Origin of the sequence: Streptomyces sp. NPDC089799 (assembly GCF_040684755.1) — a bacterium.
Taxonomy (GTDB): Bacteria; Actinomycetota; Actinomycetes; order Streptomycetales; family Streptomycetaceae; genus Streptomyces.
In genome coordinates this window covers 304,929-327,847 of record NZ_JBFBGR010000003.1, presented here as the reverse complement: position 1 = coordinate 327,847, position 22,919 = coordinate 304,929, and the positions used below count along the sequence as shown (strand labels likewise).

At 73.0% G+C, this 22,919-nt stretch carries 13 protein-coding genes; 10 read left to right on the top strand and 3 right to left on the bottom strand.

Annotated features, from left to right (window positions below):
• Positions 1–136: 136 nt before the first annotated feature.
• The gene (locus tag AB0O36_RS04560) at positions 137–1,339 is read right to left on the bottom strand and encodes a cytochrome P450 (RefSeq protein ID WP_365103943.1); all 1,203 of its coding nucleotides are present in this window, start codon (positions 1,337–1,339) and stop codon (positions 137–139) included.
• Between the two features lie 307 nt (positions 1,340–1,646).
• Between AB0O36_RS04560 and AB0O36_RS04555 the strand changes: the two genes are divergently transcribed.
• Positions 1,647–1,874, top strand: a complete 228-nt coding sequence (locus tag AB0O36_RS04555) for an MbtH family NRPS accessory protein (protein WP_365103941.1) — start codon at positions 1,647–1,649, stop codon at positions 1,872–1,874.
• A 95-nt stretch (positions 1,875–1,969) separates the two neighbouring features.
• Positions 1,970–2,371, top strand: coding sequence for a winged helix-turn-helix domain-containing protein (locus tag AB0O36_RS04550; RefSeq protein WP_365103938.1), 402 nt, complete (start codon positions 1,970–1,972; stop codon positions 2,369–2,371).
• Positions 2,372–2,374: 3 nt separating this feature from the next.
• On the opposite strand, the gene AB0O36_RS04545 is transcribed toward AB0O36_RS04550, so the two are convergent.
• On the bottom strand, positions 2,375–3,094 hold the full coding sequence (locus AB0O36_RS04545; protein ID WP_365103936.1) for a tryptophan 2,3-dioxygenase family protein: 720 nt from the start codon (positions 3,092–3,094) through the stop codon (positions 2,375–2,377).
• A 151-nt stretch (positions 3,095–3,245) separates the two neighbouring features.
• On the opposite strand from AB0O36_RS04545, the gene AB0O36_RS04540 reads away from it, so the two are divergent.
• From AB0O36_RS04540 to asnB, 8 genes are all read left to right on the top strand, one after another.
• Complete coding sequence (locus AB0O36_RS04540; protein WP_365103933.1) at positions 3,246–5,096, top strand: non-ribosomal peptide synthetase; 1,851 nt, start codon at positions 3,246–3,248, stop codon at positions 5,094–5,096.
• A gap of 28 nt (positions 5,097–5,124) precedes the next feature.
• Positions 5,125–9,957 (top strand): amino acid adenylation domain-containing protein, encoded by a 4,833-nt coding sequence (locus AB0O36_RS04535; protein WP_365103930.1) that lies wholly within the window; start codon positions 5,125–5,127, stop codon positions 9,955–9,957.
• Positions 9,954–13,994 (top strand): amino acid adenylation domain-containing protein, encoded by a 4,041-nt coding sequence (locus tag AB0O36_RS04530; RefSeq protein ID WP_365103927.1) that lies wholly within the window; start codon positions 9,954–9,956, stop codon positions 13,992–13,994. The genes AB0O36_RS04535 and AB0O36_RS04530 overlap by 4 nt, the downstream gene beginning before the upstream one ends.
• On the top strand, positions 13,991–15,103 hold the full coding sequence (locus tag AB0O36_RS04525) for a Gfo/Idh/MocA family oxidoreductase (RefSeq protein WP_365103924.1): 1,113 nt from the start codon (positions 13,991–13,993) through the stop codon (positions 15,101–15,103). Before AB0O36_RS04530 ends, AB0O36_RS04525 begins: the two co-directional genes overlap by 4 nt.
• 178 nt (positions 15,104–15,281) lie before the next feature.
• Positions 15,282–17,042 (top strand): ABC transporter ATP-binding protein, encoded by a 1,761-nt coding sequence (locus tag AB0O36_RS04520; RefSeq protein ID WP_365103922.1) that lies wholly within the window; start codon positions 15,282–15,284, stop codon positions 17,040–17,042.
• On the top strand, positions 17,039–18,757 hold the full coding sequence (locus tag AB0O36_RS04515) for an ABC transporter ATP-binding protein (RefSeq protein WP_365103919.1): 1,719 nt from the start codon (positions 17,039–17,041) through the stop codon (positions 18,755–18,757). The genes AB0O36_RS04520 and AB0O36_RS04515 overlap by 4 nt, the downstream gene beginning before the upstream one ends.
• A 5-nt stretch (positions 18,758–18,762) precedes the next feature.
• Positions 18,763–19,563: an alpha/beta fold hydrolase gene (locus AB0O36_RS04510; protein ID WP_365103916.1), complete on the top strand. Its 801-nt coding sequence runs from the start codon at positions 18,763–18,765 to the stop codon at positions 19,561–19,563.
• Between the two features lie 236 nt (positions 19,564–19,799).
• The gene (gene asnB, locus AB0O36_RS04505) at positions 19,800–21,644 is read left to right on the top strand and encodes an asparagine synthase (glutamine-hydrolyzing) (protein WP_365103914.1); all 1,845 of its coding nucleotides are present in this window, start codon (positions 19,800–19,802) and stop codon (positions 21,642–21,644) included.
• A 98-nt stretch (positions 21,645–21,742) separates the two neighbouring features.
• Here the strand turns inward: asnB and AB0O36_RS04500 are convergent, their stop codons facing one another.
• A complete protein-coding gene (locus tag AB0O36_RS04500) occupies positions 21,743–22,837 on the bottom strand; it encodes an extracellular solute-binding protein (RefSeq protein WP_365103982.1) in 1,095 nt (364 codons plus the stop codon).
• Positions 22,838–22,919 lie beyond the last annotated feature (82 nt).

The following is a 22,919-nucleotide window of genomic DNA, read 5'->3' as shown; positions in this document are numbered from 1 at the left end:
AGGAGGCGTCGGCGGCCTCGTAGGTGTAGCCCTGGAGCTCCCGCTCCTTGACCCGCTCCACGACCCGGCCGATCAGCTCGCGGTCGCCCTTGAGGAGGGGCCGCCGGACGGCGGCCGCTGCCCCGCGGCCGTGTCTTCAGCGTCCTTCGAAGCGCACCGGCAGGCTCTCGTACCCGTTGAGGAAGTTGGAGTAGATGGGACGGGGCGTCCCGCAGAGCTCCATCCGCGCCACATGGGTCACCAACGCCTCCAGCAGCGACCGGAGTTCGGCCCGGCCCAGGAAGGCGCCCAGGCAGTAGTGCGGTCCGTGGCCGAAGGAGAGGTGCCGGTTGGGGGAGCGGGACAGGGTGAACCGCCGCGGGTCCTCGAAGACCGACTCGTCGTTGTTGGCGGAGATGTTCCACAGCGTGACGATGTCGCCCCGGCGGACCGTGTGCCCGCCGACCTCCAGGTCCGCGACGGCGGTCCGGGCCAGGTGCATCCCCGGGGTGGCCCAGCGGATGATCTCCTCCACCGCCGACTCGTGCGACACCCCGCCGGTCCGCAGTTCGTCCCACTGGCCGGGGTTCCGGATGAGCTCCAGTACGGCGCAGATGGCCGAGAGCCTGGAGGTCTCGTCGCCGCCGAGGATGAGGCTGTAGCAGTTGACGGCGATTTCCTCGACGGTGAGCGGACGGTCCTCCACCTCGGCGGTGGCCAGCATGCTGATGACGTCGTCGCCCGGGCGGTCGCGCCGCTCCTGGGCCAGATCCATGAAATACAGCACGATCTCGTTGCGGGCGCTCAGCGCGTCGAGCTCGGTGCCCTCCGCATGACCCGACGAAAGCGCCGTCTTGCTCCATTCCAGCAGGTCCTTCCGGTCCGCCGGAGGAATGGAGAGGAGGTCGCAGATCGTGTTCATCGGAATCTTCTCGGCGACTTCGGCGGCGAAGTCGAACGGGTCCGCCCCGACGGCCGCCGACACCAGGTCGTGCGCGCGCCGGCCGACCTTCTCCACGACCTCGCCGAGCACCCGCGGTGTGAAGGCGCTGAACATGAGGTTCCGCAGCCGGCGGTGACGCGGGCCGTCGGTGACCGCCAGCATGCTCCCGCCGGCGGAGTCGTCGCCGCGCAGCACGACGTCGAGGACGTTTCCCCGGACGGACGTCAGGGCGGCGTCGAGGTAAAGGGACTGGATGTCGTCATATCGGGAAACCACCCAGAATCCGGGGTTTCCGCCGGTGGGCTCGTGCCAGTGGACGGGACGTTCGGCACGTACGTCCCGCCAGAAGTCGTGGACGTCGTTCTCGACGAACGTGACGGGATCGGTGAGATCCAGGGAACGGACACGGGAAGTCATTGTCCGATCGTGGCAGGGCCCCCGCGGCGGCCGGGGAACTCTTGCCGGTTCCTTTCCGCGGCCCCGCCCGCGCCCGCACGCGTCACGGAATCCGGCCGTCCCGTTCAGCCGGCGGCGCCACCGGTCCCGTCAGTAGGGTCCGGCGGCGCCTTGTCAATATGCAGAACGCACGGCTTCGGGTGTGGAGTGAATCTGTCTGCCGTTATCTCGGACTGGTAACGTCGGCCGTGTTCCCGGGCCCGGCCCGGGCCATGGGAAATCGACTTGCAAAGCAGCGGCCTTTCTGCCCGATGAGGGGAATGTGAGCATGTCCGATCCGTTCGAGGACGACAGCCGGCACTATTTCGCGCTGCGTAACGATGAAGAGCAGTACTCGCTCTGGCCGCAGGACGTGGCAGTGCCCGACGGATGGTCCGTCGCCTACGGGCCGGAATCCCGGGACAATGCCATCGAATACATCGAGCGAACCTGGACCGACATGCGTCCGAAGAGCTTGAAGGATGCCATGTCCGGGCACTGTCGGGGGAACCAGTGAAGGCAGATGTGAAAAACCGGGTCACATTCGTCCGCTGGCCCGCCGAAAGCAGTATTCGCGAACAGTGCAAGGTCCGCGGACAGCTCTGTCTCCTCGTGGTCGAGCACGGAGCGGCTCCGCCGGAGCGCCTCAGCCTCCACGAGGACTGGGTGCGCCCCCCGATCGTCCGCGAAGACCTCCAGGCCCGTCTCCGTCAACTGGCGGACCGGGCCGTTCTCAAGTCGAAGCCCGTACTCGACCCGTCGGGGATCCTCTACTTCAAGGACTCCTCCGTCACGGTCTCCCTGACGCAGTGCGAGATGCTGGCACCGCTGGTCGCCGAATACGGGGAGATCGTCTACCGCACCGAACTGAGGGAGATCCTCGAGAGCTCCGGTGCCAGCTCGTCCAGCAACGCACTGGACCTGCACGTCATGCGGCTGCGCCGGCGCCTCCAGCTCGTCGGTCTCGCGGTGCGCAACGTCTGGGGGCGCGGTTTCGTCCTCGAACCCGTCTGACCGTCAGGTCGACGCCACGCTCAGCCCGATGTGCGCCTTGCTCCGCAGCTCGCGCAGCTCCGCGAAGGGCAGCGTGCAGTGGTTCACCAGGTGATCGGCCCCCGAGGTGCCGCCCGTACCGGCATGGTTGCCCATGATCCGCGTGATCAGACTGATGTGGCTGACCTGCCAGCGCCAGTACCCGTTGCCGATGTCCAGCAGGGCCTCGATGATGCGGTAGTAGACGTCCGCGCCGATGCCGCGCCGGGCGATGTCGGACACGGTGTGCCCCGACCGCGCCACCCAGGCGGCGAACGATTCGTAGAGCGGACCGTCCTGCTCGGCGTTCCCGATGAGCCTGGCCAGCCGGCGGAACTGCTCCGACTGGGCACCGCTCGCCGTCCCCAGCAATTGCCGGAAGACGGCGAAGTCACCCAGCGGCAGCCGGTCGAGCGCGGTCAGCTGGGTGTGCAGGACGCGCACCAGTTCGCCGGCCCGCTGCAGCAGGTCGACGACCCATTCCGCCTGGGACGTGTCGTCGCTCGTCGTGAACGCGTCGATGGCCGCTTCCAGATCGGCGATGATCTGGCGCAGCCAGAGTTCGCTGGCCTGGTGCGCGATGATGAAGAACTGCTCCGATAACACGGCCGACTTCAGGCCCGGGGATGCGGCCGCACGGGGCTTCTGGAGGGACAGCAAAGTATCCAATTCGAGGTAGTTCTGATACTTCAGTTCACCGGTCACTTCGATTCCCTCTCACCGTGACGAAGCCGAACGGGTACGGGCCCGGGCACCGGCCCATCATGGACGGACCGGAGGCCCCGCGTGCATCCGGGGAAAGAGTTCTTTCACGGCGCGGTCGCCCGGCAGAGCTCCGTGACATCGTCCATGGCTGATGGCCGTGTCGGCACTGTGCGCAGGAGGCGGAGCGGAGTTGAAGACTGTTTCGGACCTATTCGAGTCCGTGGTTGCCGGATCGGGTGATGCTCCGTCGGTTGTTTTCGGGGATACCGTCGTCGATTACGCCGAGTTGAACGCGAGCGCCAACCGACTGGCCAGACGGCTCGTCGCGGCCGGCGTCGGCCCCGACACCCTGGTCGCCGTCGCCGTCCCGCGGTCGACGCGCCTGATCGTCGCCGTGCTCGCCGTGCTCAAGGCGGGCGGTGCCTACCTCCCGCTGGACCCGGCGTATCCGGCCGACCGGCTGGCCCACATGGTCGTGGACGCGCGCCCGGTCCTGCTGCTGCGCACCGAGAGCGTGTCCTCGCTGGGACTGGACGTCACCGAAGTGGTCCTCGACGACCCGTCCTTCGAGGACGCGTGCGCGCGGGAGCGCGGCGAGAACGTCGCCGACGGCGAGCGCAGGGCACCGCTGCTGCCCGCCCACCTGATGTACGTCATCTACACTTCCGGCTCGACCGGCGTCCCCAAGGGCGTCGCCGTCAGCCACACCGGTGTGGCCGACCTGGTCTCCACCCAGCAGCGGCTGTACGCGACCGGCCGCGGCGACCGCGTCCTGCAGTGGGCCTCCTTCAGCTTCGACGCCTGGTTCTGGGACTTCGCCCTCGCCCTGCTGAACGGCGCGACCCTGGTGATGGCCGGCCAGGACGACCTGATGCCGGGGGAGTCACTGCGCGAGACCATGCTGAAGCACGAGGTCAACCACGCGGTCCTGCCGCCCGTGGCGCTGGGCATCACCGACAGCGAGGGCCTGCTGGCCGGCGGAACGATCACCTCCACCGGCGACGTCTGCACCCGGTCGCTGGCCGAGGAGTGGTCGAAGGGGCGGCGCCTCTACAACGCCTACGGTCCGACCGAGGTGACCGTGGGCGCCTCGATCGGCGGCCCGGTCCAGGGCGTCCAGGACGAGGTGACCGTGGGGACGCCGTGGGACGGCGGTGCCGTGTACGTCCTCGACGACCACCTGCGGGACCTGAGCGACGGAGGCGAGGGCGAACTGTTCCTGGCGGGCAGCGGAGTGGCCCGCGGCTACCTCAACCGGCCGGGGCTGACCGCGAGCAAGTTCGTCGCCGACCCCTACGGTCCGCCCGGGAGCCGCATGTACCGGTCGGGCGACCGCGGCCGGCACGGGGCCGACGGCCAGCTCTACTTCACCGGCCGGATCGACGGGCAGGTCAAGGTCCGCGGGTTCCGCATCGAACTCGGGGAGATCGAGGCCCGGCTCGAAAGCCACCCGGCCGTGGAGATCGTGGTCGCCGCCGTCGGCGGCGAGGAGGTCGCCACCCAGTACATCGTCGCCTACGTCAAGACCTCGGCCCGCCAGGACGTGTCCGAGGCGGAGCTCCGCGCCCACGCCCGCCTCGCCCTTCCCGAGCACATGGTCCCGTCGCGGATCGAGATGCCCGAGCGGTTCCCGACGATGCCGAACGGCAAGGTCGACCGGCAGGCACTGGCGGACCGGGCACGGCGCACCGAGCCCGCACCGTACGCCGCGTCCGGCGAGGGCGACACCGGCGCGGGCGAGGCGGGGGCAGCGGGCGACGGCGTGGACGGGGCCGGATCCACCGAGCGGATCCTGTGCCGGATGGCCGCCGAGACGCTGCAGGTGGCCGAGGTGACCCCGCAGGACAACTTCTTCGACCTGGGCGGCCATTCGGTGCTCGTCGCCAAGCTGGCGGGCCGGATCCGCAAGGAGCTCGGGGTGACCGTGCCGATGCGCGCGATGTTCGCTGCCGGGACCCTGGCCGAGCTGGCGGAGTTCGTGGCGCAGGGCAAGCAGGACTGAATCCGGAAGCGTGCAAGGGAGCTTGGGAATGTCAACGAACACCGGCATGCACCGGGACGCCCTCCGGGGCGCGGTGTCCGACCTGCTGGGCATCGAACTGACCGAGGCGGACGATGACGGCAACCTCTTCGAACTCGGTCTGCAGTCACTGGAGATGATGCGACTGGCGAACCGGCTCTCCCGGGCCGGCTCCGACGTCACCTTCGCCCAGCTGTCCGAGGACCCGAGGCTGTCCGCCTGGTTCGGCCTGCTCGCGCCCGGCACCGGGACCGGCACGGGAGCGGCACCGGACGCGGGTGCGGCCGAGGTCGCGGCACCGGCCACCGGACCGGAGCCGGGGACGGGCGGCACCCCGGCGGACCCCGCCGGCCGTCCGGACCTGCCCTTCCCGCTCACCCCGGTGCAGCAGGCGTACCTGATCGGCCGGGCCGACGACCAGCCCCTCGGCGGCGTCAGCTGTCACGCCTATCTGGAGTTCGACGCCGAGCAGGTCGACCCCGAGCGCCTGGAGCGGGCCGTCCGCGCCCTCATCGACCGGCACCCCATGCTGCGCGTCGCGTTCGCCGACGACGCCACCCAGCGCGTGCTGCCCGTATCGCCCTGGCCGGGCGTGACCGTCCACGACCACCGCGCACTCCCCGCCGAGCAGGCGGCCGAGCGGGCCGCGGCGCTCCGCGACCGGCTGTCCCACCGGCGCATGGAGGTCCACCGCGGCGAGGTCATCGACGTCCAGGTGACCCTGCTCCCCGGGGGCCGGGACCGCCTCCACTTCAACGTCGACCTCCTGGCATCCGACCTCGCCAGCATCCGGGTGCTGCTCGCCGACCTCGCCGCCCTCTACGACGACCCCGGCGCCCTCGAAGCCCTCGCCCCCACCTTCGCCCGCTACCTCGCGGACCAGGACGTGGTCCGCGGCGCGGAACGCGAACGGGCCCGCGCCTACTGGCAGGGCAGGATCCCCACGCTGCCCGGCGGCCCCAAGCTCCCGCTGGCGGCCGACCCCACCGCGGTGACCCCGCCCCGGTTCACCCGCCGCTCCTGCGGGCTCACCCCGGAGGAATGGGCGGTCATCGAGCGCCGGGCCGGCGAGGCGGGCCTGACGCCCTCGGTGGTCCTGGCCACCGCCTTCGCCCTGGTCCTCGGCCGGTGGAGCGGGGAGGACCGCTTCCTCCTCAACCTTCCGCTGTTCGACCGCGACCTCGACGCGCACCCCCAGATCGACCGGATCGTCGCCGACTTCACCGGACTGGTGCTCCTCGAAGTCGACCTGTCCGGCGACAGCTTCACCGACTGCGCCCGCGCCGTGCAGAAGCAGATGCACGAGGACATCGGCCACGCCGCCTACTCCGGCGTCGACGTGCTCCGCGACTTCGTCCGCAGCGACCTGGACACCCCCCGCACCGCGCCGGTCGTGTTCGCCTGCGACCTGTCGGCACCGCTCGTGCCGGACGGCTTCGCCGCCCGCTTCGGCGAGCCGGCCTGGATGCTCTCCCAGACCCCGCAGATCTGGCTCGACCACCAGGTCTACCGCAACCGCGACGGCGGCGTGCTGCTGGTGTGGGACGCCGTGGACGCACTCTTCCCCGACGGTGTGCTCGACACCATGCTGGCCGCCTACGAGGCCCTGGTCCGCGGTCTGCTCTCCGGCGACTGGGACACCGCGCTCCCCGCCATCCCCCTGCCCGGGGAGCAGCTGGAGCGCCGGCGCACGGTCAACTCCTCGGCCCGCGCGCTGACCGGGAACCTCCTGCACACGGAGTTCTTCGAGCGGGCCGACGAGCGTGCCGGCCGGCCGGCCCTGCTGTGGGGCGACGACGGGGCGATGGCGCACGACGAGCTGGCCCGGCGCGCCCTGGCCGTCGCGGGCGCCCTGGCCCGGCGCGGGGTCGGCCGCGGCGCGTACGTCGCCGTGACCGCCCCGAAGGGCGCCGGGCAGATCGCGGCCGTACTCGGCGTGCTCGCCGCCGGCGCCGCGTACGTCCCGATCGGGGTGGACCAGCCCGCCGAGCGGCGCAGCCGCATCCTCGAACTCAGCGGCGCCCGGCTGGTCCTCGACGGCACCGGCCTCCTGGAACCCGCCGGCACCGGTGTCGAGGTCCTGGACATCGACACGGTCATGAAGGGCCCGCCGCTGCACGCACCCGTGCTCGCCGACCCCGACGACCCCGCCTACGTGATCTTCACCTCGGGTTCCACCGGTCTGCCCAAGGGCGTGGAGCTCAGCCACCGGGCCGCGGTCAACACCGTCGAGGACGTCAACGAGCGCTTCGGCATCGGAGCGGACGACCGGGTCCTGGCGGTGTCCGCACTGGACTTCGACCTCTCGGTCTGGGACGTCTTCGGCTTCCTCGGCGCGGGCGGGGCTGCCGTCCTGGTGGCGGAGTCGGGCCGGCGCGACGCCGCCGAGTGGCTGGACCTGTGCCGGCGGCACGCGGTGACCGTCTGGAACACCGTCCCGGCCCTGCTGGACATGGCGCTGACCTCGTCCGGCGAAGAGCCCTTCCCCGCCGCCCTGCGCCTGGCCCTGCTGTCCGGCGACTGGATCGGCCTCGACCTGCCCGGCAGGCTGGACCGGTCCTCGGACGGCCGGTGCCGGCTGATCGCACTCGGCGGCGCCACCGAGGCCGCCATCTGGTCCAACGCGTACGAGGTCGCCGGGGTGCCGGACGGCTGGCGGTCGATCCCGTACGGGAAGCCCCTGCGCAACCAGAAGTTCCGGGTGGTGGACGGCCGCGGCCGCGACTGCCCCGACTGGGTGCCCGGTGAACTCTGGATCGGCGGCACCGGCGTCGCCCTCGGCTACCGCGGCGACCCGGAGCTGACCGCCGCCCGCTTCCCGCAGCGGGACGGCGAGCGCTGGTACCGCACCGGAGACCTCGGCCGCTACTGGCCCGACGGCAACCTGGAGTTCCTGGGGCGCCTCGACCACCAGGTGAAGATCAACGGATTCCGGGTGGAGCTGGGGGAGATCGAAGCCTGCCTGCAGGCGCATCCGGCGGTGGCGCAGGCCGTGGTCGTACCGTTCACCGAGGGCCGCCGCGAACTCGTCGCCGCGGTCGTCGAGCGCCCGTCCGTAACGGACCCGGGCCAGGAGCAGCCGGCACCCGCCGAGCACGAGGCACCCGCCGAGCACGAGGCACCCGCCGGGACCGCGGCGGGAGCCGGGCACCGGGACAGCCCGTTCCTGCCGCCCGCGCCCGGGGCCGCACCGGAGTCCGATCCCCATCGCGACGAGCACCGGCTGGTGGAGATCCTGCTCGCCGGGGTCCTCGCACCGCTGCTCGGCCCCGACGGCGCCGAGGCCCGCCGCACCTCCGTCTGCGCGCAGCAGCAGCCGGTGGCGGACATCTGGCTCGACCACCTCGCCCGGCGCTCCGTCCTCGTACGCCACCAGGACGGCGCCGGCGACGAGGGCGGGTCCGGGGACGGCCGCCACGGGCACGCCGTCTACGGGCACGGCCCCCGCTGGGGCGAGGTCACCGACCCGGCCTGGATCAAGCAGGCCCGCGAAGCCACCCGCGGCACCTGCCTCGACACCGTCGCCACCGCCCTGGAATGGGCCGGCCCGCTCTTCACCGCCATCCTGGCCGGCGATGCCGACGCCGCCGCCCTGCTGGACGACCCGGTGCTGGCACCCGAAGCACTCAGCGACCTGGTGCCGGGGACCGCCCGCGCCCTGGCGGTGCTCGCACAGGACCTGCGGGAGCGCACCGGCCGGCCGGCGCAGCAGCGGGTGGCGGAGTGGGACGTGGCGGGCGCCCGCGGCACCGCGCGGCTCCTCGCCGCCCTCGCCCCGGACCCGGCACCCGTCCCCGACGCGGACCCCGACCGGGACCCGGACGCGCCCCCGGTCGCGTACACGCTCCTGGGCTCCTCGGCGCCGGCCCTGGCCAAGGCCGCCACCCGCCTGCGGGAGCAGGGCCACGACCCGCACACGGCGCCCCAGGGCACCGGGGCGATCGCCGCGCAGCACGTGCACGTCTTCGACGCCGTCGTGGCGAACAACGTCCTGCACCGGATGCCCGACCCGGAGACGGCCGTGGCGACCACGGCCCTGCTGCTCGCCCCCGGCGGTCGCCTCTACGTGCTGGAGCGGGAACACCCCGCGCCGCTCGCCCTGGTGACCGCCCTGCCCCTGGAGGCCCGCGCGGGCCGGTTCGAGGAGGGCCGGCCGCCGACCGCCTGGCTCCACGGCCGCGACCGGTGGGCCCGGGCCTGCACCGGGGCCGGACTGACCGGAGTCCGCGTCCTGCACGCCGAGGCGACCGGCGAGGTCCTGCTGGTCGCCGAACGGCCCGCGACCGCGCGCGGCATCGACGGGGAGGACCTGCGCCGGTGGACCGCGGACCGGCTGCCCGAGCACATGGTCCCCGGCCACGTCGCCGTGCTGCCGGTGCTGCCGCTGAGCGGCAACGGAAAGGTCGACCGGCGGTCGATACGGACCGTCCTCGAACAGTCCGTCGACCGGCCCCGCGACATGGGCGAGCCGCCGCAGGGCGCGACCGAGACCTTCCTCGCACAGCGGTGGACGGAACTGCTCGGCGTGGACTCGGTGGGCCGGGAGGAGAACTTCTTCCGGCTCGGCGGCGACAGCCTCCTCGCCACGCGCTTCGTGGCCGCGGTCCGCGGGGCCTGGGGCGTGGAACTGCCCATGCGCGAGGTCATGCGCACACCGACCGTCGCCGCACTGGGCGCACTGGCCGACGCGCTGCGCGCCGCCGCCGGCGAACCGGCCGCCGCCGGCGGGGACGAGGGCGGTGACAACGGCGGGGGCAACGGCACGGACGTCCGCCGGGACGACGGCCGCGACGCCCGGGACGGCCGGGACAGCGGGGACGACTGCGAGGAAGGTGCGGTGTGAACGCCAACGATCTGCTGGAGGAGTTCTCGAGCGCCGGCATCCGGCTGTGGCGCGAGGGCGACCGGCTGCGCTTCCGCGCCCCCCGCGGCGTGATGACCGACGAGCGGCTGGCCGGACTGCGCCGTGCCAAGGCGGAGTTGCTGGACCTGGTGCCCGCCGCCGAGCCGGCCCCCGAGGAGGGCCGGCCGGCCGCCGGCGAGCCGCTGTGGCGGGACCGGCCGGAGGAACGCCACCTGCCCTTCCCGCTGACCGACATCCAGTCCGCCTATCTGTTCGGCCGTAACGCGGCCTTCGACTACGGCGGCGTCTCCTGCCACGTCTACCTGGAGTTCGAGTACCCGGCCGACCTCGACCCCGACCGCTTCCAGACGGCCTGGGACGGCCTGGTCCGGCGCCACGAGACCCTGCGGACGGTCATCTCCGAGGACGGCACCCAGCGGGTGCTGCCCGAACTGCACGACACCCGGATCGAGGTCTCCGACCTCCGCGGAGCCCCCGCCGACACCGTCGAGAAGGCCGTCGCCGGGGTGCGCGAGGACCTGTCCCACGCGGTGCACCCCGCGGGCGGCCGCCCCATGTACGAACTCCGGCTGACCCTGGCCGGCGAGCGCACCGTGCTGCACCTGTCGGTGGACTTCATGGCCCTGGACTGGCTGAGCATGCAGCAGGTGCTGGACGAGCTGGACCGCCGCTACCACCGCCCGGACTGCGAACTGCCGCCGGTGGACGTGACCTTCCGGGACTACGTGCTGGCGGAGCGCGCCCTGGCCGACACCCCCCGGTACGCGCGCGACCGCGCCTACTGGTGGGACCGCATCGACGGGCTGCCCGGCGCCCCGGCCCTGCCCCTGCGCGACGACCACGACCCGGCTTCGGCCCCGCCGCTGTTCCGCCGCCTGACGACGACCGTCGACGACACGGTGTGGCAGGCCCTGAAGGAACGCGCGGCCCGGCACGGCAGCACCCCGGCCAACGCGGTGCTGGCGGCGTACGCGGAGACCATCGGCCGGTGGAGCGGCACCGAGCGCTTCTGCCTCGGACTGCCCGTGCTCAACCGGATGCCGCTGCACCCGCACGTGGACCGGCTGCTCGGCGACTTCACCTCGCTCGGCCTGCTCGCCGTCGAGCCGAAGGGCCGGACCAGCTTCGCCGAACGCGCCCGCACCCTGGGCGAGCGGGTCTTCGACGACCTCGACCACCGGCTGTACAGCGGGGTGGAGGTGCTGCGCGAGCTCACCCGCCGCCGCGGGCGCGAGGCGGCGGGCCTGCCCGTGGTGTTCACCGGGAGCATCGGCGTCGGCGGTACCACGGTGTCGCCGGCCGGCCGGAAGCCGCGCCCGGTGTACGGGATCAGCCAGACGCCGCAGGTGTGGATCGACTGTCAGGCCGGCGACCAGTACGGCGGCCTGGACATCAACTGGGACGTGCGCGAGGGCGTCTTCCCCGACGGCATGGTGGACGAGATGTTCACCGCCTTCGAGGGCCTCCTGCGCCGGCTCGCCGCGAGCGACGGCCCGTGGGCGGCGGTGGATCCGCAGCCGCTGCCCGACGGGCAGCGCGTCCGCCGCACCGCGGTGAACGCCACCGGGGCGCCGGCCCCGGACGGCCTGCTGCACGAGCCGCTGGTGGCCTACGCGCGCACCCACCCGGACCGGGTCGCCGTGGTCGACCCGGCCGGCTCGCTGACGTACGCGGAGTGGCTGGGACGCGCCGCCGGCGTCGCCGAGCGGCTGAGGGCGGCCGGCTGCCGTCCCGGCGACTTCGTCGGCGTCCTGATCGACAAGAGCCGGGAACAGGCCGTCGGCGTGCTCGGCGTGCTGCTCGCGGGCGGCGTGTACGTGCCGGTCGACCTCGGCCAGCCCCGGGTCCGCCGCGACCGGATCCTGACCGGCAGCGGAGCCCGCTTCGCGGTCGTCGCCGGCCCCGGGGAGGCGGTCGCCCCGCCGCAGGGCGTCGAGGCCGTGGACGTGAGCGGCGTGCCGGCGCTCCCCCTGGAGTCGGTCCCCGGCGAGGGCCCGGCCGCCCCCGGCGACCTCGCCTACGTCATGCACACCTCGGGTTCCACCGGCGTGCCCAAGGGCGTGATGATCACCCACCACGCCGCCGCGAACACGGTGCACGACATCAACCTGCGCTTCGGCGTCGGCGACCGCGACCGGGTCCTGGGGCTGGCGGCGCTCGGCTTCGACCTGTCGGTCTACGACCTGTTCGGCCCGCCGGCCGTGGGCGCCGCCCTGGTGCTGCCGGACCCCGCCCGCCGCGGCGACCCCTCGCACTGGGCCGCCGTGGTGGCCGGGCACGGCGTCACCCTGTGGAACTCGGTGCCCGCCCAGCTGCAGATGCTGATGCACTACCTCGACGTCGAACCGGCCGACCTGGGCAGCCTGCGGCTTGCCCTGCTGTCGGGGGACTGGATCCCGCTGTCGCTGCCCGCCCACGCCGGACGGCACGTGCCGGACGCGGAACTGGTCAGCCTGGGCGGAGCGACCGAGGCGGCCATCTGGTCGATCCACCACCGCATCGAGGCCGTCGCACCGCACTGGCGGAGCATCCCGTACGGGATCCCGCTGGCCAACCAGCGGTTCCACGTGCTCGACGCCGCCCTGCGCGACCGCCCCGACCTGGTCGTCGGCGAGCTGTTCATCGCCGGCACCGGACTGGCCACCGGCTACCTGAACGACCCCGAGCGGAGCGCCGAGCGGTTCTTCGTGCACCCCGACACGGGGGAGCGGCTCTACCGCACCGGCGACCTCGGCCGCTACCTGCCGGACGGCGAGATCGAGTTCTGCGGCCGCGCGGACCAGCAGGTCAAGATCCGCGGGCACCGGATCGAACTCGGCGAGATCGAGGCCGTCCTCGGCGAACACCCGGAGGTCGGCACCTGCGTGGTGCTGGCGGCCGGCAGCGACGCCTTCGAACGGGCCCTGATCGCCTTCGTGATCCCGAGCCGGCAGCCCGCCTCCGCCGACGGTGCGCAACTCGTGGCCTGGGTGGCCGAAAGGCTGCCCGCCCACATGGTCCCGGCCCGGGTGCGCATCGTCGACACCCTGCCCCTGACCTCCAACGGCAAGGTCGACCGCGCCCGGCTGCTCGCCTCGGCACCGGTGACCGGTGCGCCGCGGCCCACGGCCGCCGAGCCGCCCCGGCCGGGCCCGGAACAGCGGATCGCGTCGATCTGGGGCGAACTGCTCGGCACCGCACCGGCCGGCCGCGACCTGGGGTTCTTCGACGCCGGCGGCAACTCGCTGCTGGCCGCGCAGCTCGTCGGGCAGGTCCGCGAACGCGTCCCCGAGGCCGCCCGGATCCCCTTCGACGTCCTGCTGCGCGCCCTGCTGGACCTGCCCACCGTCGCCGGTCTCGCCGGACGGCTGGAGTCCGCCGCGTCGGCGGTGTCGGAGGGGTCTGCCGCGTCCGCGGCGGAGTCCGCACCGGACACCGGGTCCGGGGACCCCGGACGGCGGTCGCCGCTGGTCCCGCTGGGCGGGTCCGGGCAGGGGCCCGTACGGCTGCTCGTCCACGACGCGTCGGGGAGCCTGGAGCCGTACCGGGCGCTGATCGCCGAACTCGCCTCCGGCGGCCCGCTGTCGGGACTCGCCGTGCCCGCTGGGGACCGGCTGCCCGACCTCACCGCCTCGCCGGAGCTCGCCGAGGAGCTCGGCGCCGTCTACGCCCGCGAGGTGCGGGCCGCCGGACACGGGGAGGTCGAGGTCATCGGCCACGGCTCGGGCGGCCTGCTCGCCCTGGAGCTGGCCCGGGCGCTGGACGAGGCGGACGTGACCGTGCACCGGCTGACCGTGGTGTCCGGCCACGGGGACGGCGGTGGCCCGGCGGACCACGAGCCGCTGCCGTACGCCGGGGACATCACCTTCCTGCGTCCGGCCGGAGTTCCCGCGGAGGCGGCCGGCTTCTGGCGGGACGTGTGCCTGGGCGAGCTGACCGTGGCCGACGTACCGGGCGACCACACGGGCTGCCTCGCGCCGCCGCACGTGGCCGGTACGGCGGAGGCGCTGTCGGGGTCCGCCGGGGAGCGCCGGTGAACGGGGCGGCGCCCGGCCGGCCGATGCGGGTCGTGGTCTGCGGCACCCGGTTCGGCCAGGTGTACCTCTCGGCCCTGGCCCGCGCCGAACCCGGGCGCTTCGAGCTCGCCGGGATCCTGGCCCGGGGCAGCGCCCGTTCCGTCGCGCTCGCCGAGCGGTACGGCGTACCGCTGTACGACAAGGTCGAGCAGCTGCCGGAGGACGTGGACGCGGCCTGCGTCGTGGTGTCCGGCGCGGTCGGCGGCGGGCGGGGCGCCGAGCTGGCCCGGGCCCTGCTGGAGCGCGGCGTCCACGTGCTGCAGGAGCACCCGGTGCACCCGGCCGAGCTGGCGGACTGCCTCCGGGTGGCCCGCCGGACCGGGGTGCAGTACCAGGTGAACACCTTCTACCCGCACCTGGAGCCCGTCCGCCGCTTCATCTCGGCCGCGCGCCGGCTGGTGGAGCTGCGCCGGCCGGTGTTCGTCGACGCCCTGTGCGCGGTGCAGGTCTCCTACGACCTGCTGGACATCCTCGCCGGGATCTTCGACGGGCTGCGGCCCTGGGAACTGGCCCCGGTCACCGGGCAGGCGGGCCGGCCGCTGGTCACCGTGGACGGGACGGTCGCCGGAGTCCCGCTGACGCTCCGGATGGAGAACCGGATGCAGCCGGGGGACGACAGCACCAGCCTGCTGCTGCACCGGATCACCGTCGGCACCGACGCGGGCAACCTGATGCTGGCCAACACCCACGGCCCGGTGATCTGGAGCCCGGTGCTGCGGATGCCGTCGGACGCCACGGGACAGTTCCTGCCCGACCCGTCCGACCCGGCGGACCGGTGGCCGCACGGACAGGGCACCACCGGGGCCTGGGTGGGCGGCCCCGGGACGCCCACCTGGGCGGCCGCGATGCACGAGGTGTGGGCCGAGGGGGTGCTGACCGCGCTGGACGGGCTGCGGGAACGCGCCGCCGCCGGCACCGACCCGCTGCGGGGCAGCCAGCGCCCGCTGGCCGTCGCCCGCGCCTGGAAGGAACTGACCGAGGCGGTGGGGTATCCCGAGCCGGCCGCGCCGGAGGCCGGGGCCCCGCTGTCGGTCGCCGACCTCGTCCCCGGGCCGGAAACAGGCCAATAGTCCACGGTCGGCAACTGTCCGCGCTCCGGTGGTGGTTCGCGGTCCCGGTCCGCGCTACAGTGATATCGGAACATGTTTTGAAATCGATGGGAGAGCGATGAGCGCGATCGATCCCGCTGAGGCGAAGGGGCGGTCCACACCGTTGTCCGATGCCGGTTCCGGGACGGAGCAGGGCGTCATGAAGCGGTTGTTACGCCCGTATGTGTGGAGTTTCGCGACCGTCGTGATCCTCCAGGTGATCGGTGCTCTCGCGGGCCTCGCGCCGCTGCTGGCCGTCGTGGAACTGGGCCGGACCCTGCTCAAGCCGGGCCCCGTCGACCGCGACCACGTGTGGTTCGTCGTCACCGCGGGCGCGATCGGCCTGTCCGTCCGGCTGGTGTTCACCGCCGCCTCGTCGGGCATCGGGCACATCGTCGACGGGAAGGTCCAGCTGGCCTTCCGCCGGCAGCTCGCCGACCGGCTCGGCCGGGTGCCGATCGGCTGGTTCTCCCGCCGCCGCACCGGCGAACTGGCCAAGGTGGTCGGGGAGGACGTGAGCGCGGTCCACCCGTTCATCGCCCACACCCCCGGCGAGCTCGTCTCCGCCTTCGTGGTCCCGCTGGCCTCCCTCGTCTACCTGTTCACCATCGACTGGGTGCTCACCCTGATCACGCTGGTGCCGGTGGTGATGGCCATGGCCCTGGTGCCCCTGCTGATGACGCCGACCCGGACCCGCGAGCAGGAGGAGTTCGACGCGGCCATGGGCAAGATCGCCGGCTCGGTCATCGAATTCGTCCAGGGCATCGCCGTGGTCAAGGCCTTCGGCGGCGGCGGCCGCGCCCACCGCAAGTTCATCACCTCCGCCGACGAGTTCGTCGCCACCTTCCGCCGCTGGGTGCACGGCCTCTCCAGGATCGCCGCGGGGATGCAGCTCGTCCTCTCACCCCCCTTCGTCCTGCTGGTCGTCCTGATCGGCGGCACCTCCCGGATCACCGGCGGCGACCTCGCCCCGGCCGACCTGCTGCCCTTCCTGCTGCTCGGCCTCGGCCTGACCGCCCCGGTCGCCGCCCTCGGCCACGGCTTCGACGAGATGCAGGCCGCCGGCCGGGCCGTCGGCCGGATCCGCGAGGTCCTCGAAGTGCCCTCGCTCCCCGAGCCCGCACGCCCCGCCGCGCCCCAGGGCCACCGGGTCGAACTCCGCGACGTCCGCTTCGGCTACGAGGACGACCGCGAGGTGCTCAAGGGCATCGACCTGGTGCTGGAACCCGGCACCGTCACCGCGGTCGTCGGCCCGTCCGGAAGCGGCAAGTCCACCCTGGTCCAGCTGCTGCCGCGGTTCTTCGACCCCGACCGGGGCTCGGTCACCCTCGGCGGCGTCGACCTGCGCGAACTCGGCAGCCAGGAGCTCTACAGGAAGGTCTCCTTCGTCTTCCAGGACGTCCGCCTGCTGCGCGCCTCCGTCGCCGACAACATCGCCCTGGCGGTCCCGCACGCCGACCGCGAGGACGTGGTGCGCGCGGCCCGCCTGGCCGGCATCCACGAGCGGATCCTGGACATGCCCCGCGGCTACGACGCGGTGATCGGCGAGGACACCAAGCTCTCCGGCGGTGAGGCCCAGCGCGTCTCGCTCGCCCGAGCCCTGCTCGCCGACACCCCCGTCCTGGTGCTCGACGAGGCCACCGCCTTCGCCGACCCGCAGACCGAACAGGCCGTACGCCAGGCCCTGGCCGGCCTGGGCGGCGACCGCACCACCCTGGTCATCGCCCACCGGCTGGAGACCATCGCCGACGCCGACACCGTCGTGATGCTCGACGACGGCGTGATCGTCGAGCAGGGCAGCCCCTCCGAACTGCTCGCGCGGGGCGGCCGGTTCGCCGCGTTCTGGCAGGACCGGCGCGCGGCGGCCACCGAAGAGACCGGCCTCCACGGCGGCGTACTGCAAGGAGACGAGCTCCGATGATTCGCATGCTGCTGAGCGTGCTGGGACGCGAGTACGCCCAGCCGTTACGACGCACCGTGGCCCTGATGACGGCGACCGCCATCGCCGAGGGCCTCTCCTACGCCCTGCTCGTCCCCGTGCTCCGCGAACTGTTCGGCAGCACCCCCGACGACGCCTGGCCCTGGCTGATCGCCTTCGGCGGCGCCTTCGCCCTCTACGCGGCGCTGCGCTACCTCAGCGACCTGTCCGGATTCCACGTCGGAGCCCAGCTGCTCACCGGCCTCTACCACCGGCTCGGCGACCACATGGCCCGCCTGCCCATCGGCTGGTACACCGCGAGCCGCCTCGGCGAGGTGTCCGTCCTCGCCAGCCGCGGCGTCCTGCAGGCCATGAGCGTCATCGCGCACCTGCTGGCCCCGTTCGTCTCCGCCAGCGTGACACCGCTGACGATCGTCGTCGTGATGCTCGCCTTCAACTGGCAGCTGGGCCTGGCCGCCCTGATCGCCGTACCGCTCGTGGCCCTGATCCAGAAGTGGACCGGGCGCCTCACCGCCGCCAACGACGCCGAGCGCGCCGTGCGCGACGAGGAAGCCACCGGCCGGGTCATCGAATACCTCCAGGTCCAGCCGGTCCTGCGGGCCGGCGGCCGCACCGCCGAACGCTTCGGACTGCTCGACGACTCGCTCCAGCAGGTCGAGGCCACCTCCCGGCGCTCCACCCTCTCGGCCCTGCCCGGCGCCGTGGGCCTGGGACTCACCGTGCAGGCCATGTTCACCGGGCTGCTGGTCCTGGGCGCCTACCTCGCCCTCGAAGGGGACGTCGGCGTGGCCGAGGTCCTCACCATCCTGGTGCTGGCCGCCCGCTCGGCGGACCCGCTCCTCTCCCTCACCGACATCAGCGGCAAGCTCCGCGGCGCACGCGCCGTGCTGGCCAAGCTCGACGCGGTGCTGCGCACCGAGCCGCTGCCGCAGCCCGACCGGCCGGTCGTCCCCGAACACCACGACCTGGAACTCGACCACGTCACCTTCCGGCACGGCGAGCGCACCGTATTCGACGACGCCTCCCTGACCGTGCCCCAGGGACAGCGGCTCGCCGTCGTCGGCCCCTCGGGCGCCGGCAAGAGCACCCTGCTCCAGCTCCTCGCCCGGTTCTACGACGTGGACTCCGGTGCGGTCCGGCTCGGCGGCGTGGACGTGCGCGCCGTCGACACCGAGGTGCTGATGTCGCGGATCGCCATCGTCTTCCAGGACGTCTACCTCTTCGACGGCACCATCGAGGAGAACGTACGCCTGGGCCGGCCCGACGCCACCGAGGCCGAGGTCCGTGCCGCGGCCACCGCGGCCCGGCTGGACGAGGTCATCGAGCGGCTGCCCGACGGATGGGCGGCCAACGTCGGCGAGGGCGGCACCCTGCTCTCCGGCGGTGAACGCCAGCGCGTCTCCATCGCACGCGCCCTGCTGAAGGACGCCCCCGTCGTCCTGCTCGACGAGGTCACCTCCGCCCTGGACCCGGTGAACGAAGCCGCCGTCCACGAGGGCATCGAGCGCCTGATGGCGGGCCGCACCGTGGTGATGGTCGCCCACCGCATGCGCACCGTCCAGCGCGCCGACCGCGTCGTCTTCGTCGACGGCGGCAAGGTCGTGGAGGAAGGCAGCCACGACGACCTGCTGGCCCGCGGCGGCCGCTACGCCGAGTTCTGGAACATCGCCATGGCCCCGGCCGCGAGGGAGCGGTAGCCGACATGTCCGTCGAACCCGTTCTGCAGGAAGCGCGCGCCGGAGCGTTCCGGCGCCACGCCCCGAGACCGTACGCCCGCGCCCGGGTCCTGCTGTTCCCGCACGGCGGCGGCAGCGCCAGCCACTACCGGCCCTGGGCCGCGGCGGCACCCTGGGACATCGAGTTCCTCGCCGTCCAGTACCCGGGCCGGGAGGACCGGTACGCCGAACCGGTGCCGGCCGACATCCAGGGGGTGGCCGCCGCCCTGGCCGAGGACCTCCGGGACGACGGGCCGGCCCTGCCGACCGTCGTGTTCGGACACAGCATGGGAGCCCTGGTCGCCTACGAGTTCACCCGCCGCCTCGCCGCGGCGGGCGAACCGCCCGCACGCCTGGTGGTGTCCGGGCACCCCGCACCCCGGCTGACCCGGCCGGGCCGGGTCCACCTCGGCAGCGACGAGGAACTGGTCGGCGAACTGCGCCGGACCGGCGCAACGCATACCGACCTCCTCGACGACGCCTCGCTCATCCAGGCGTTCCTGCCCGTCATCCGGGGCGACTACCGGCTGAGCGAGACCTACCGCCCCCTGCCCGGGGACCGGCTGGACGTCCCGGTCACCGTGCTCTACGGCGACCGCGATCCGGAGATCGACACCCGGGAAGCCGAAGGGTGGCGCGAGGCCACCACCGCGTCCTGCGACTTCCGGGTGTTCGAAGGCGGCCATTTCTACCTGGAGGAACACCGCGCCCCGGTCGTCGAGCTCCTCACGGCGAGCGCGCGCACGGCCTCCGACGCGGCCGCCGTCCCCTGGCCCTCCGCGCCCTGACCGGCACCGCCCGACCACGGCCCACCGACCACCACCCCCTGACGGCCGAACCCCCCTGACGGTCCGTCGGAGAGACCGCCGCCGCCGCGTCGACGACGCGACCGGCGGCGGTTTTTCCGCTTTCCCGGCCGTGCAAAACTCATGTCCCCAGAGGTGGAATGCACGTTGTGGCGCCCGGAACGTGATCGTTACCGTGAGGAATTGGTACGGACCGTTACGGTTTACAGGGGGTTACCATGTGCGGAGTTTCCGGCTGGGTCTCGTTCGACAGCGACCTCACGCAGCGCGGCGAGGTGCTCGACGCGATGACCGGGACGATGGCCTGTCGCGGACCGGACGACTGCGGCACCCACCTCCGCACCCACGTCGGCCTCGGACACCGGCGCCTGGCCGTCATCGACCTGCCCGGCGGAACGCAGCCGATGAGCGTGAGCACGCCGGCCGGCGAGATCACCCTGGTCTACTCCGGCGAGGCGTACAACTTCCGCGAGCTCCGGGACCGCCTCACCTCGCTCGGCCACGCCTTCCGTACCGACAGCGACACCGAGGTCGTGCTCCACGCCTACCTCGAATGGGGCGACGGCCTGGTCGACCGCCTCGACGGCATGTACGCCTTCGCGATCTGGGACGAGCGCGAGCAGCGGCTGCTCCTGGTCCGCGACCGCATGGGCATCAAGCCGCTCTTCTACCACCCGACCCCCGACGGCGTGCTGTTCGGCTCCGAACCCAAGGCGATCCTGGCCAACCCCCTGGTCCGCAAGGCCGTCGACACCGACGGGCTGCGCGAGCTGTTCGCGCAGACCAAGACCCCCGGCTGGGCCCTGTGGAAGGGCGTGCACGAGATGCTGCCCGGCACGCTGATCAGCGTGGACCGCAGCGGCCTCCGGGAGCGGACCTACTGGCGCCTGCAGGCCGCCGAGCACACCGACACCCTCGACGACACCGTGGCGCGGGTACGGGAGATGCTCACCGGCATCGTCGACCGGCAGCTGATCTCGGACGTGCCCCAGTGCGTGCTGCTCTCGGGCGGCCTCGACTCCAGCGCCATCACCGGCCTTGCCGCCGAACGGCTGGGTCTGCGCGGCGAGCAGGTGCGCACCTTCTCGGTCGACTTCGCCGGCCAGGAGGAGAACTTCGTCCCCGACGAGATGCGCGAGACCCCCGACTCGCCGTTCGTCCGCGACGTCGCCGCGCACGTCCGCTCCGCACACCACGACGTGGTGCTCAACCCCGCGGACCTGTCGGACCCCGAGGTGCGCCGCGCCACCGTGGGCGCCCGGGACATCCCCAACGGCTTCGGCGACCTCGACAGCTCCCTCTACCTGCTGTTCAAGGCGATCCGGGAACGGTCGACGGTGGCCCTCTCGGGGGAGTCCGCCGACGAGGTCTTCGGCGGCTACCCCTGGTTCCACGTCGAGGCGCTGACCCGTGCCCAGACCTTCCCCTGGATGGCGGTCATCCCCCCGCTCTCGCTTGCCGCCCGGACCGACCACATCGAGCCCGGCCTGCGCGCCCGCCTCGACGTCGGCGCGTACACCGCCGACCAGTACGCGACGGCGCTCGCCGAGGTCGACCACCTCGACGGCGACTCCGAACCGGAGCGGCGCATGCGCTCCATGTTCCACCTGCACCTGACCCGCTTCGTCCGCAACATGCTCGACCGCAAGGACCGGCTTTCCATGGCCGTGGGCCTGGAGGTGCGCGTCCCGTTCTGCAACCACGAACTCGTCGAGTACGTGTACAACACCCCGTGGGCGATGAAGACCTACGACGGCCGGGAGAAGAGCCTGCTGCGCGGGGCCGCCGCCCACGTGATGCCGCGGTCGGTGGTGGAACGCGTCAAGAGCCCCTACCCGTCCCCGCAGAACCCCGAGTACGCGGCGAACCTCCAGCAGCAGGTCAAGGAGCTCCTCGCCGAGCCGGACGCGCCCGTCTTCGCCCTCGTCGACCGCGCCTGGTCGCAGCAGGTCGCGGCACAGGACCCGGCGGCCATGACGACCGGCGTCCGCGCCGGCCTGGAGCGCGTCCTGGACCTCCACACCTGGCTGGACCTGCACCGCCCCGAACTCCTCCTGGACTGACCGGCCCTCCCGGGGGGAGGGCGCACGACCGGCGGGGGCGAGGCTGCGCCCCGTCCCGGGCGACGGGGCGGGGCGGCGGGGGCCCGGCCGGGGCGGGCTCAGCCCGAAACGGCCTTCGCCCAGTTGCGGTTGACGGTCTCCCGGGCCTTGTCCCGCTGCGCCTGCGTCGGGAACGTGGGCGTGCCCTCGACCGTCGGCAGGTTCTCCGCGGCGACCTTGTCGAGGGTGCCGTCCTTCTCCATGGCGTCCATGAGGACGGGGCGGGCGTAGGCCAGGAGCCGGATGTTCTGGCCCTCCGGGCTGAAGACGTACTCCTGCCACAGCCGCGCCGCCGCGGGGTGCGGGGCCTCTTTGTTCACCGCACTGGCGTAGTACTGGGCGAAGCTGCCGTCGAAGGGGATGGCGGTCCGCCAGTCGACGTCCGCGCCCTTCCTGCGGAACTCGTCGGCGTACCCGAGGTTGAGGAAGTCCCAGTCGATGCTGATCGGGGTCCGGCCGTTCTCGATCGTGGCCGGGGTGGATTCGACGGGGTTGAAGTTCCCGTTCCGGCTGAGCTCGGCGAAGAAGTCGATCCCGGGCTGGATGTCGTCGAAGGAGCCCCCGTTCGCCAGGGCCGCCGCCCATACGCCGGCGAAGGCGGAGCCGGACTTGGTGGGGTCGCCGTTGAGCGCGACCGCACCCTTGTACTCGGGCCTGCGCAGATCGGCGAAGGTGGCGGGGCAGGTCTTGACTCGCTTGGCGTCACAGCCGATCGAGACGTAGCCGCCGTAGTTGTTGGCCCAGCGGGCCCGGGCGTCCTTCTGGTCCTTCGGGATGTCGTCGTACGCGGCGACCTCGTACGGGGCCAGCAGCCCCTGGTCGGCCGCGGCCCGGGCGAAGGAGTCCCCGACGTCGATCACGTCGGGCGCTGAGCCGTCCTTCCGGTGCTCCTTCAGGGCGTTGATCTCTTCCTGGCTGCTGCCCTCCGGGTTCTCCACCGTGACCTTGATCCCGTACTTCTTCCGGAAGCCCTCGATCAGTGCGCCGTAGCCGGCCCAGTCCTCCGGGAGCGCGATCGTGTTGAGCGAGCCCTCCTCCTTCGCCGCCGCGGTCAGGGCAGCCATGCCGCCGGCGTCCGCGGCGGAGGTGGCCACTGCGGGTGCCCGGGGCCCGGCGGCGGGCTCCTCGCCGCATGCGCCGAGGGGTGCCGCCACGCAGACCAGGAGGACGGCGACGGCGACTGTCCTGAGACGGGGTGCGGGCACAAAGGCTCCATAACGGGCGATCGTGTACTGA